This is a genomic window from Leifsonia sp. HAY1-4F (assembly GCF_056755275.1).
The window spans coordinates 40,979-52,460 of sequence record NZ_JBNDHX010000015.1; the positions used below are offsets into that span (position 1 = coordinate 40,979).

General features: G+C 71.1%; 12 protein-coding genes. 11 read left to right on the plus strand and 1 reads right to left on the minus strand.

Going from position 1 to position 11,482, the window contains the following annotated elements; all coding sequences use genetic code 11:
- Positions 1–38: 38 nt before the first annotated feature.
- From ACPYOG_RS05165 to ACPYOG_RS05190, 6 genes are all read left to right on the plus strand, one after another.
- Positions 39–653: a CGNR zinc finger domain-containing protein gene (locus ACPYOG_RS05165; RefSeq protein ID WP_481293182.1), complete on the plus strand. Its 615-nt coding sequence runs from the start codon at positions 39–41 to the stop codon at positions 651–653.
- Positions 654–721: 68 nt separating this feature from the next.
- Positions 722–1,483, plus strand: a complete 762-nt coding sequence (locus ACPYOG_RS05170) for a LamB/YcsF family protein (protein ID WP_481293183.1) — start codon at positions 722–724, stop codon at positions 1,481–1,483.
- Positions 1,480–2,094 (plus strand): 5-oxoprolinase subunit B family protein, encoded by a 615-nt coding sequence (locus ACPYOG_RS05175; RefSeq protein ID WP_481293184.1) that lies wholly within the window; start codon positions 1,480–1,482, stop codon positions 2,092–2,094. The genes ACPYOG_RS05170 and ACPYOG_RS05175 overlap by 4 nt, the downstream gene beginning before the upstream one ends.
- Positions 2,091–3,005: a 5-oxoprolinase subunit C family protein gene (locus ACPYOG_RS05180; protein WP_481293185.1), complete on the plus strand. Its 915-nt coding sequence runs from the start codon at positions 2,091–2,093 to the stop codon at positions 3,003–3,005. Before ACPYOG_RS05175 ends, ACPYOG_RS05180 begins: the two co-directional genes overlap by 4 nt.
- 71 nt (positions 3,006–3,076) lie before the next feature.
- Positions 3,077–3,457 carry a hypothetical protein gene (locus ACPYOG_RS05185; protein WP_090035868.1) on the plus strand — a complete coding sequence of 127 codons (381 nt, stop codon included), beginning with the start codon at positions 3,077–3,079 and terminating at the stop codon, positions 3,455–3,457.
- Positions 3,454–4,227 carry an RES domain-containing protein gene (locus ACPYOG_RS05190; protein WP_481293186.1) on the plus strand — a complete coding sequence of 258 codons (774 nt, stop codon included), beginning with the start codon at positions 3,454–3,456 and terminating at the stop codon, positions 4,225–4,227. The genes ACPYOG_RS05185 and ACPYOG_RS05190 overlap by 4 nt, the downstream gene beginning before the upstream one ends.
- A 19-nt stretch (positions 4,228–4,246) precedes the next feature.
- Here ACPYOG_RS05190 and ACPYOG_RS05195 read toward each other — a convergent pair whose 3' ends face one another.
- The gene (locus ACPYOG_RS05195; RefSeq protein ID WP_481293187.1) at positions 4,247–5,128 is read right to left on the minus strand and encodes a spermidine synthase; all 882 of its coding nucleotides are present in this window, start codon (positions 5,126–5,128) and stop codon (positions 4,247–4,249) included.
- Positions 5,129–5,258: 130 nt separating this feature from the next.
- Between ACPYOG_RS05195 and ACPYOG_RS05200 the strand changes: the two genes are divergently transcribed.
- From ACPYOG_RS05200 to rpoB, 5 genes are all read left to right on the plus strand, one after another.
- A complete protein-coding gene (locus tag ACPYOG_RS05200) occupies positions 5,259–5,795 on the plus strand; it encodes a hypothetical protein (protein WP_481293188.1) in 537 nt (178 codons plus the stop codon).
- Between the two features lie 7 nt (positions 5,796–5,802).
- Positions 5,803–7,014, plus strand: a complete 1,212-nt coding sequence (locus ACPYOG_RS05205; RefSeq protein ID WP_481293189.1) for a sensor histidine kinase — start codon at positions 5,803–5,805, stop codon at positions 7,012–7,014.
- Entirely contained in the window at positions 7,011–7,670 is a 660-nt protein-coding gene (locus tag ACPYOG_RS05210) for a response regulator transcription factor (protein WP_481293190.1), read from the plus strand. The genes ACPYOG_RS05205 and ACPYOG_RS05210 overlap by 4 nt, the downstream gene beginning before the upstream one ends.
- Before the next feature lie 24 nt (positions 7,671–7,694).
- Positions 7,695–8,783, plus strand: coding sequence for an SDR family oxidoreductase (locus ACPYOG_RS05215; protein ID WP_481293191.1), 1,089 nt, complete (start codon positions 7,695–7,697; stop codon positions 8,781–8,783).
- A 276-nt stretch (positions 8,784–9,059) separates the two neighbouring features.
- A partial coding sequence (gene rpoB, locus ACPYOG_RS05220; RefSeq protein ID WP_481293192.1) for a DNA-directed RNA polymerase subunit beta occupies positions 9,060–11,482 on the plus strand: 2,423 nt, incomplete at its 3' end.

Below are 11,482 nucleotides of genomic sequence, written 5' to 3' on the forward strand. Positions count from 1 at the left end.
GTCCATCCCCCTCCGGTGCAACTGCCACTATGGGTTACATGGCGACTTCAGCGATCCTCACCCGAGGCACCGGCCAATGGATGGAGCCCCACGACGGACAGCGCTGGTGGTTCGACTCGGGCTCACTGGCCCTCGACTTCGCCTACACGGGCGGGCTGGACGACGAGCTCGACGAGTGGCGGACCGTCCGTGACGCGTCCGGTCTCAACGACTGGCTGGTCGAGCGCTTCCCCGAGGTCGCACCGACCGCCGGCGAGCGCGAGTTCCGCGACGCCCGCGCCCTTCGCTCCGCGCTCGGCCGCCTGGCGCGTCAGGCGAGCCAGGGTGAGCTCCTGTCGCCCGACGATGTGGATGTGGTGAACCTGTTCGCGGCGACGCCCGACATCCCTCCGGTCCTCGCCGGCGGCGGCCGCCAGGCCGGACGCACGAAGGCGCGTCCTCACCAGGCGCTCGGCTCCATCGCCCGCGACGCCGTCCACGCCTTCGGCCCGGACGTCGACGGCCGTATCCGGGAGTGCTCCGCCGACGACTGCCGCCTGGTGTACCTGGACACCTCACGCGGCGGCACGCGGCGCTGGTGCTCGATGCAGCGCTGCGGCAACCGCGCCAAGGTGCGAGCCCACCGGGCCCGGACGGCCCGAGCCGTGCACTGACGCCCGCACGGCCCGCACGGCACGCACCCCGCGCACCGCACCACGCCGCAGCGCGCCACAATAGAGGGATGCCGCGTACCGTCGACCTCAACAGCGATCTGGGCGAGTCCTTCGGCGCCTGGACGATGGGCGACGACGCCGGCCTGCTGCGGATCGTGTCCAGCGCCAACGTGGCGTGCGGCTTCCACTCGGGGGATCCATCCACCATGCTCGCCACCTGCCGGGAGGCTGAGGCGAACGGCGTCACCGTCGGCGCCCACGTCTCGTACCGCGACCTGCCGGGCTTCGGCCGCCGCAGCATGGATGTGCCCGCCAGAGAGCTGCGTGACGAGGTCCTCTACCAGCTCGCCTCGCTGTCGGGCCTTGCCCGCGTCGCCGGAACGGCCGTCCGCTACGTCAAGCCGCACGGCGCCCTGTACAACCGCATCGTGCGGGACGCGGCGCAGGCGCGAGCGGTGGTGGACGCGGTGGTCGCGTTCGACCCGGCGCTCCCGCTGCTCGGCCTGGCCGGGTCCGCGGTGGAGCGCGCCGCCGCCGATGCCGGTCTGCGCTTCGTCCGCGAAGCGTTCGTCGACCGCGGCTATCGCGCCGACGGGACGCTCGTCCCGCGCACCGATGCCGCCGCCCTGCTCACGGATGCGACCGAGATCGCCGAGCGTGCCGTCCGCATGGTGACCGAAGGGACCGTCGACGCCGTCGACGGCGCCGCCGTCCGCCTCGAGGTCGACTCGCTGTGCGTCCACGGCGACACCCCGGGAGCGGTGGCGATGGCACGCGCGGTTCGCAGCGCGCTGGCCGCAGCCGCCATCCACGTGGAGCCGTTCGTATGACGCGCCGTATCCTGCCGCTCGGCGACCACGCGCTGCTCGTGGAGCTGGACGACCTGGATGCCGTGCTCGCCCTGTTCCGCGGCCTCGACGCCACGCGGGCGGAGGGAGTGGTGGACCTGGTGCCCGCCGCCCGGACGATCGCGGTCCTCGTGGAGCCGCGCATCCTCCCGCTCAGCTCCGCCCGCTCCTGGGTCGAGCGCACCGTCCCGCTCGACGTGGATGCGACGCACGAGCACCTGGTCGAGCTCGAGGTCGCGTACGACGGTGGGGACCTGGCCGAGGCCGCGCGGCTCACCGGCCGCACCCCGGCCGAGCTGGTCGCCTTCCACACCGGTTCCACCTGGCGCGTCGCCTTCGGCGGCTTCTCGCCGGGATTCGCCTACCTGGCGACCGACCGACCCCTCGACGTCCCCCGCCGGGACACCCCGCGGACCGCCGTGCCTCCGGGTTCGGTCGGGCTGGCCGGCGCCTTCAGCGGTGTGTATCCACGCTCGAGCCCCGGCGGCTGGCAGCTGATCGGGCGGACGGATGCGGTGCTCTGGGACGAGACGGCGGATCCACCCGCCCTGCTGCGTCAGGGAACCGTCGTCCGCTTCCGGGAGGCGCTGTGAGCGGCCTCCGCGTGCTCCGTCCCGGCCCCCTGGCGCTGGTGCAGGACCTGGGCCGGCCGGGCTTCGCCGCCGTGGGTGTCGGACGCTCGGGCGCCCTCGACCGCGGCGCTCTCCGGCTGGGCAACCGCCTCCTCGGCAACCCCGAGAGCGATGCCGGCATCGAGGTGCTGCTGGGCGGCTTCAAGGCGCGCTTCGAACAGGACACCTGGTTCGCCGTCACCGGAGCGACCGGCCGGCTGCTGCTCGACGGCCGATCGATGGATGCGCACACCGCCGTCCATGCCGGCGCCGGTCAGGTGCTCCGCATCGGGTCGGCCACCTCCGGGGTGCGCTGGTACCTGACCGTTCGCGGTGGCGTCGCCGTCGCGCCGGTGCTCGGCTCCCGCTCGCGCGACACCCTCGCGGGCCTCGGCCCCGCGCCCCTGCGAGCGGGCGACCTGATCCCGCTCGGCGAGCATCCAGGAACCGATCTGCCGCTGCTCGACTTCGTTCCGGTGGCCGAGCCGGCGATGGATGCGGTGGAAGTCCGCGCGCACCGCGGCCCGCGTGCGGATTGGTTCACCGAGGCGGCGCTGGAGGCGTTCTTCACCGACGAGTGGCGCGCCGGCGCGGAGAGCGACCGCATCGGCATCCGGCTGGATCCCCCGCAGCCTCTCTCACATGCTTCCCACGCCGTCCGCTCGCCCGCGGTCGCGTCAGCGTTGATCGAGCGCGCCGTGAACCGGGAGCTGCCGAGCGAGCCCATGGTGGCGGGCGCCGTGCAGGTCTCGCCGGACGGCCGGCCCACGGTGCTGCTGGCCGACCATCCCGTCACCGGCGGCTACCCGGTGATCGCCGTCGTCTCCGACGCCACCCTCGACCTCTTCGCGCAGCTCCGTCCCGGCCAGCCGGTGACGTTCCGTCACGCCTGAGGGCCCGAGAAGGGTAATTTGAGGGGAATTTGTGGTTCCTGCCTGGGGTAACAGCGCGGTACCATTGCTTCATGGCCAGCATTACGACAACGTCCCAGCACGCTTCTACGGCGCGGATGGACTCGCACGACATCGCGCGGGTCCTCGTCGCCGGACTCGGCCCGACGCTGGTCGCTGCGATGACCGGATCCAAGGACCGCAAGCTGCCAGCGAAGTGGGCGAAGCCGGATGGTCCCACTCCGCGGAATGAGTTCCTGAACCGACTTCAGCTCGGACACCGGGCGTGGGCCAGCCTGGTGCTGGCGGAGAATGCGCACGTGGCCCGGTCCTGGTTCATCGGGGGCAACCCGCTCCTTCAGGAAGCCACCCCGATCACCGCGATCCGCGAGGGGCGGGGCGCCGAGGTGATGGCGGCGGTCGAGGCGTTTCTCGCAGGCTCCCAGGACGCGTGATCCTCGACGCTGGCGCTCGCACCTGCGCGGAGACCGGACTGCGCCTCCTCCCCGTGGAAGGTGACCGGATGTTCCGCGTCGCGCCCACTCGCTACAACGCGCTCTCTGCTCCCGCGCGCACGGGCACAGCGCCCCGCCATCAGTGGGGCCGCTTCGACTCCCCGGGCCTCACCCTCTACGCAGCCCAGACGCCGGAGACCGCGTACGCCGAAGTTCTGTCCCCGTTCAAGCGCCCGCTCGGCGCCGACGACCCTTTGGCAGCGGACGCTAAAGCCATCGGGATGCCGCGCGACGACTTCCTCGAGGTGATCGCAGACGAATGGGCGGCGAGTTCTTTCATGGGTGTTGGGGCAGTGCCTGCTTCGTGGCGACACGATCGAGGGATGTGCGTGATCCACGCCGATCCTGGAGGCCGGTGGATCGACGTCGACCACCCCGACACGATCTCCCGCCTGGAGGTGGCGATGGAATCACTCCTGGTGGAGGAGGGTGTCACCACCCTTACAACGGCGGTCCTCGAAGGCGAGAACCGACGGATAACGACCACCGTCGGGGAGCTGCTTCGCCGCGTCGAACTCGACGACGGAACCCAGGCCCGCGGGCTGCAGTTCCGCAGCAAGCACGGCGGAGCGTGGTGTCGCGCAGTCTGGCTTCCCGGACCGGGCGACGGCTGGAGCGCTGACCTCACGGCTCTCTCACCCGATCGGATTCTCGTCTCGGACGAGTCCTTGGCGCGCGCGTGCGAGCGGTTCCGTATCCGGGCGTTCTAGTCCTAGCCCGAGCGGCCCCTCACTCCCGCCGCGTGCCCGTCTGGAAGATGCTGCGCGCGGGCGCCGGCGACGGCACGCTGGTCGCGTCGGTCACGATCGGCGCGCCGGCGGCGAACGTCCGCAACTCCCCGCCGGCGACGGCCTTCGCGGGATGCGGACCGCTCGCCAGCAGGCGCGGCAGCCACTCCAGCGGCAGCGGCGCGTCCGAGCCGACCAGCACGACATTCCCGAACCGGCGGCCCTTCAGCACCTGCGTCTCGGCGAGCGCGGCGACGTGCCCGACGACCGCGCCGAGCGTGGAGACCTGGCTGCGTGCGAAGCTGAGCGGCGGCCCGTCCGCGACGTTGACGAGGACGATCCCGTCCGGCTTCAGCAGCGACACGGCCGACCGGTAGAACTCCATGCTCGTCACGTGCGCCGGCGTACGCGACCCGCTGAAGATGTCCACCACGAGCAGGTCGACCGATCCCCGCAGCCCGGCGGGCAGCTTGCCGACGACCTCGCGGGCGTCGCCGTGGCGGATGCGGATCTGCGCGTAGCGGGGGAGCGGCAGCTGCTCGCGCACCAGATCCACCAGCCGGCTCTCCAGCTCCACCACCTGCTGCCGCGAGCCCGGCCGGGTGTACGCGATGTAGCGGGGGAGGGTCAGCGCGCCGGCACCGAGGTGCACGGCGGTGATCGGCTGGCCCGGTTCGCCGATGAGGTCGATCACATTGCCCATGCGCTGGACGTACTCGAAGAACAGCTGGGACGGGTCGTCCAGGTTCACGTGGGACTGCGGGGTTCCATCCACCACCAGCTGATAGGCGCCGGGAACGAAGCGGTCCGGCTCCACCGTCGCCAGATACCCGCTCTCGGCGAGAGTGACCGACGGGTTCTGCTGGGCCGGATTCTGGGGCACATCGGCAGCCTAGCCGCGCGCGCTCCACCCGATCTCCACCCGGCCTCCACCTGTGGATGGTGCCCTCGCCGCCGCGCAGCCGCGACTCTGGATGTCGTGGCCGGGAACCCGGCCGGAAAGGTTGAGAGCGATGAGCATCCAGACGATCGCCAACGTGGTCCTGATCATCCTGCTGATCGGGTGGGTCGGTTACCGGCAGCTGACCTGGCGGCCGGTCGTCGTGTCGGCGATGTGGCGCCTCCCCATCATCCTTGCGATCGCCGGGGTCGCGATCCTGGCCCAGCAGACGAAGCCTGTGGCGGTCACCCCGCTCGACCTCGCTGTCGTGGCCGGCGAGGTCGGGCTGTCACTGGCCCTGGGAGCGTGGATGGGCGCGATCGCGCATTTCCGCCGCCTCCCCGAGCCGGTCGCGGCCGGCCGGAGGCCCGGCGAGTACGCGACCTACGAGTCGCAGACCGGCGTCTGGGGACTGATGCTCTGGGTGGTCATCGTCGCCGTGCGGATCGGAGTGGATGTGGTGGCCACCCAGGCCGGCGCCCACCTGGTCACCTCGACCGGTGTCATCCTGCTCGTCTTCGCCGCGAACCGCGCTGCGCGCACCGCGGTGTTCGCCGCTCGGCTCGACCGGCACGCCGCCGCCACCACGACCACGCCGACCGGCGCATGATGGTCCCGTGAACTTCTCCCGTACGCCGAGCCCGCTCGCCGTCGCGCTGAACCTGATCGGCGCGGTCGTCGTCGCGTGGTCTCTCGCGGTCACCCACTCCGGGCAGCGCCCGGTGTGGGTGACCGTCGTCGGCGTCGTGGCGGTCGGAGCATGGGCGGGCCGGGCCGCGTTCGCGGCGATCCGCCTGCAGCGACTCGCGCTGGCGCTGGCCGTCCTCGCGGCGCTGGCCGGCGCGGTGACGGCGGCTCCGACGGACAGCCTGATGATCGTCCCGGCCGCCGCCGGCATCATGTCGCTCGTCAGCGACGAGCTCCGCCCGCTCTGGCAGGGACTCGCGCTCGCCGCGGCCGTGCTGGTCATCATCCCGCTCGGCGCCCTGCCGTTCGGGACCGGCGTCATCCCGGTGCTCGCCATGATGGGCGGCATCCTCCTGGCCGTGTTCGCGGGTCTCAGCCGCCGCCAGTTCCGGCTGTCCGAGGCGCAGGCCGCCGAGCTGCGCGAGCGCGACCTGACCATGCGCGAGGAGGCCTCGCGGATCGCCATCGCCCGCGACCTGCACGACGTCCTCGCCCACAGCCTCGGCGGTCTCGTCATCCAGCTGGATGCGGTGGACGCGCTCCTCGAGGCCGGCGACGCGTCCGCCGCCCGGGCACGGGTGGTGGATGCGCGCGACCTCGCCGCCGAGGGACTCTCGGAGGCGCGGCGTGCCGTCGCCGCACTGCGTGACCCGGCCTCCCGCGAGCAGGGTGCGCGGAGCGCTCCCGACCTCGAGGCGTCCCTCCACGATCTCGTCGCGGCGCACCGCTCCCTCGGCGGCGACGCGGACCTCGCTGTGTCCGGCGAGGGCCGGGAGCTCGCCGCGGACCAGGCCGCCGCCGTGCAGCGGGCCCTGCAGGAAGCGCTGAGCAACGCCCGCAAGCATGCGCCGGGCGCACCCGTGGCGGCGCGGCTCGACTGGCAGACTGACCGGGTGCGCCTCACCGTCTCCAACCCGCTCGTCGTTCCCGACCCGCGGGGCGCCTCCGACCGGCACGGCGCCTCCGACCGGCACGGCGCCTCCGACCGGCACACCGTGCATCCCGTCCTCGCCCGCTCCGGCGGCGGCCACGGACTCGAGGGGATGCGCGAGCGCTTCGCCGCCCTCCCGCTCGGCGGCGCCGCCACCGCCGCGAGCGACGAAGGCCGCTTCACCGTGACCGCCGAGACGATGCTCCCGTGACCGCCGAGCGCCGCATCCGGGTCGCCGTGGCGGACGACCAGGCGATCATCCGCGACGGCCTCGTCACCGTGCTCGGCCTCCTGCCGGACATGGAGGTCGTCGGCGAGGCGGCGGACGGCGAACAGGCGGTCGCGCTCGCCGTGACCGAGCATCCCGACGTGCTCCTGATGGACCTGCGGATGCCGGTCCTCGACGGCGCCGCCGCGACCGCGCGGGTGACGGCCGAGGCTCCCGCCACCGCCGTCCTCGTGCTCACGACCTACGCCGACGACGAGTCGATCCTCGGCGCGCTGCGCGCCGGCGCCCGCGGCTACCTGACGAAGGATGCGGGACGCGCCGAGCTGGCCGCCGCCGTCCGCGCGGTGGCGAGCGGCCAGTCCACGTTCGCCCCCGAGGTCGGAGCCCGCATCGTCAGCTCCCTCAGCGCCGCAGCGCCTCCGCCGGCCGATGCAGCGGGCGCGCTGACGACCCGCTTCCCGGCCCTGACCCGCCGAGAGGCCGAGGTGCTCGCCCTCGTCGGCGACGGCCTCAGCAACGGCGAGATCGCCCGCATCCTCTTCGTCAGCGTCGCGACCGTCAAGACGCACATCAACGCCATCTTCGCCAAGCTCGCCGTCCGCGACCGCGCGCAGGCGATCGCCCTCGTCCGCCGGTAGCGCACGCGGCGCTCCGGGGGAAGGATGGATGCTGTGAGCGACCCGAACGACCCGAGCGACCCAGCCCCGCCCTCCGCCGACCGGGTCCTCGTCACCGGCGGCTCGGGTTTCCTCGGCGCACACTGCGTGCTCGCGCTGCTCGACGCCGGATACCGCGTCCGGACCACCGTCCGCTCGCCCGCGCGGTCGGCCGATGTCCGGTCCCAGCTCGCGGCGGGAGGCGTCGAGGACCCGGGCGACCGGCTGGAGTTCGCCATCGCCGACCTCACCTCGGACGACGGCTGGGCCGACGCCGTCGCCGGATGCCGCTACGTTCTGCATGTCGCGTCGCCGTTCCCCTCCCAGCAGCCGAAGAACGCGGACGACCTGATCGTGCCCGCCCGCGACGGCGCCCTCCGCGTGCTGCGGGCTGCGCGTGCCGCCGGTGTCGAGCGCGTGGTGCTCACCTCCTCGTTCGCCGCCATCGGCTACGGCCACGCTCCGACCGATCGGGCCTTCACCGAAGAGGACTGGACGGAGCTCGACAGCGGACGCCCGCTCAGCGCGTACGTGCGGTCGAAGACCATCGCCGAACGCTCCGCCTGGGCCTTCGTCGACACCGAGCCGGGAGCTCTCCAGCTCGCGACGGTGAATCCGGTCGGCATCCTCGGGCCCGTGCTCGGCCCCGACATCTCGACCTCCGTGGAGCTCATCCGCCTGGTGAAGGAGGGACGCCTCCCGCGCCTCCCGGACGTCCACTTCGGCGTCGTGGACGTGCGCGACGTCGCCGCTCTCCACCTGCTTGCGATGACCCGCCCGGAGGCGGCCGGGCAGCGGTTCCTCGCCATCGCGGGCGAGGTGATGAGCGCGCAGGAGATCGCCCTGCTCATCCGCGGGCACCTGGGAGAGCGCGCCGGCCGGCGTGTCAGCACGAAGCTCATGCCCGAATGGATGCTGAAGGCCGCGGCCCCCTTCAGCCGCCGCGTCCGCGACGCGCTTCCCGACATCGGTACCGTCCGCCGGGCCTCCGGCGAGAAGGCCAGGACGGTGCTCGGCTGGGCTCCGCGTTCGCGTGAGGAGGCCGTCCTCGCCACCGTCGACACCCTCCCGACCTACCATCCGCGCCGCCGCTGACCGGAAGGAATATTGGGAACGACGGGGCGTTATACCCAGTACGCCGCTCCGGTCAAGAAAGGACTGGACATGGCGCGTCTATTTGACATATAGTGGTTCTTTGCGCTCCCAGTCAAACTTCTGCCTTCATATTGCGGTCGGCCCTGACGTCATCGCGCGCGCCTGGACCCGTCCTTTCGGGTCAGATACGGCAGCGCGCCCCGGCTGGGAGTTCTCGTCCAGACAATTACACGACCGTCAGTAACTCGGCCTACGGGGCCCACGGAGGTTATTTCCTTGGCTGCTGCGCGCAACGCAACCAACACCGACAAGACACCCAAGAACGGACGAGCCGCATCACGACTCTCCTTCGCCAAGATCACGGACACCCTCACTGTTCCCGATCTGCTCGCACTGCAGACGGAGAGCTTCGACTGGCTGGTCGGAAACGACGCGTGGAAGGCGCGCGTCGTCGAGGCCGAAGCCCAGGGTCGCCAGGATCTGCCCGCCAACACGGGCCTCGAGGAGATCTTCGAGGAGATCTCTCCCATCGAGGACCTCGGCGAGACCATGCAGCTCTCGTTCACGAACCCGTTCCTCGAGGAGAAGAAGTACTCGATCGACGAGTGCAAGGAGAAGGGCAAGACCTACTCCGCCCCGCTCTACGTCGAGGCCGAGTTCATGAATCACCTCACCGGTGAGATCAAGACCCAGACGGTCTTCATGGGCGACTTCCCGCTCATGACCGAGAAGGGCACCTTCATCATCAACGGCACCGAGCGTGTCGTCGTGTCGCAGCTCGTCCGCTCGCCGGGCGTCTACTTCGAGGCCACCGCCGACAAGACCTCCGACAAGGACATCTACTCGGCCCGTGTCATCCCGAGCCGTGGTGCCTGGCTGGAGTTCGAGATCGACAAGCGCGACCAGGTCGGTGTCCGCATCGACCGCAAGCGCAAGCAGTCGGTCACCGTGTTCCTCAAGGCGCTCGGGCTCACGAGCGAGGAGATCCTCTCCGAGTTCGCCGGCTACCAGTCGATCGAGCTGACCCTCGAGAAGGACGCCATCCTCACCAAGGAGGAGGCGCTCAAGGACATCTACCGCAAGCTCCGTCCGGGCGAGCAGGTCGCCGCCGAGGCCGCGCGTGCGCTGCTCGACAACTTCTACTTCAACTCCAAGCGCTACGACCTCGCGAAGGTCGGCCGCTACAAGATCAACCGGAAGCTCGGCCTCGACGCCCCGCTGTCCGAGTCGGTGCTGACCGTCCAGGACATCATCGCCACGATCAAGTACCTGGTCGCCCTTCACGACGGCCAGACCACGATCAAGGGGATCCGGAACGGCCAGCAGACGGACATCCGTCTCGACGTGGACGACATCGACCACTTCGGCAACCGCCGCATCCGCGCGGTCGGCGAGCTCATCCAGAACCAGGTCCGCACGGGTCTGTCCCGGATGGAGCGCGTGGTCCGCGAGCGCATGACCACGCAGGACATCGAGGCGATCACCCCGCAGACCCTGATCAACGTGCGACCGGTCGTCGCCGCGATCAAGGAGTTCTTCGGCACGTCGCAGCTGTCGCAGTTCATGGACCAGAACAACCCGCTCGCGGGTCTGACCCACAAGCGCCGCCTCTCCGCGCTCGGCCCCGGTGGTCTGAGCCGTGAGCGCGCCGGCGTCGAGGTCCGTGACGTCCACCCGTCGCACTACGGCCGCATGTGCCCGATCGAGACGCCGGAAGGCCCGAACATCGGTCTGATCGGCTCGCTCGCGTCGTTCGCGCGGATCAACTCGTTCGGATTCATCGAGACGCCGTACCGCAAGGTCGTCGAGGGCCGGGTCACCGACCAGATCGACTACCTCACGGCCTCCGAGGAGGACGACTTCGTCATCGCGCAGGCGAACGCACCGCTGAACACCAGTGGTCACTTCGTCGAGGAGCGCGTCCTCGCCCGTCAGAAGGGCGGCGAGGTCGACCTGATCCCCGCCGACGAGATCGGCTACATGGACGTCTCCCCGCGCCAGATGGTGTCGGTCGGTACGTCGCTGATCCCCTTCCTCGAGCACGACGACGCCAACCGAGCCCTCATGGGTGCGAACATGCAGCGCCAGGCGGTGCCGCTGCTCCGCTCGGAGAGCCCGGTCGTCGGAACGGGTATGGAGGGCTACGCGGCAATCGACGCCGGTGACGTGATCACCGCGGACAAGTCCGGTGTGGTCACCGAGGTCTCGGCCGACGCTGTCACGGTCCAGGCGGACGACGGCACGTACCAGACCTACTACCTGCGCAAGTTCGACCGCTCGAACCAGGGCACCTCGTACAACCACCGCGTGATCGTGGACGAGGGCGACCGGATCGAGCAGGGCGAGGTCGTCGCCGACGGTCCCGCGACCGAGAACGGCGAGCTCGCGCTCGGCAAGAACCTGCTCGTCGCGTTCATGCCGTGGGAGGGTCACAACTTCGAGGACGCGATCATCCTCAGCCAGAACCTGGTGAAGGACGACACCCTCTCCTCGATCCACATCGAGGAGTACGAGGTCGACGCCCGCGACACCAAGCTCGGCAAGGAGGAGATCACCCGCGACCTCCCGAACGTCAGCCCGGACCTCCTGGCCGACCTCGACGAGCGCGGCATCATCCGGATCGGCGCAGAGGTGCGCCCCGGCGACATCCTCGTCGGCAAGGTCACGCCGAAGGGCGAGACCGAGCTGTCGGCCGAGGA

Excerpts from the sequence above, each read along its gene's own strand:
- ACPYOG_RS05170 (WP_481293183.1), top strand. The coding sequence starts at position 722 with ATGCCGCGTACCGTCGACCTCAACAGCGATCTGGGCGAGTCCTTCGGC.
- ACPYOG_RS05215 (WP_481293191.1), top strand. The coding sequence starts at position 7,695 with ATGGATGCTGTGAGCGACCCGAACGACCCGAGCGACCCAGCCCCGCCC.
- ACPYOG_RS05175 (WP_481293184.1), top strand. The coding sequence starts at position 1,480 with ATGACGCGCCGTATCCTGCCGCTCGGCGACCACGCGCTGCTCGTGGAG.
- ACPYOG_RS05185 (WP_090035868.1), top strand. The coding sequence starts at position 3,077 with ATGGCCAGCATTACGACAACGTCCCAGCACGCTTCTACGGCGCGGATG.
- ACPYOG_RS05165 (WP_481293182.1), top strand. The coding sequence starts at position 39 with ATGGCGACTTCAGCGATCCTCACCCGAGGCACCGGCCAATGGATGGAG.
- ACPYOG_RS05200 (WP_481293188.1), top strand. The coding sequence starts at position 5,259 with ATGAGCATCCAGACGATCGCCAACGTGGTCCTGATCATCCTGCTGATC.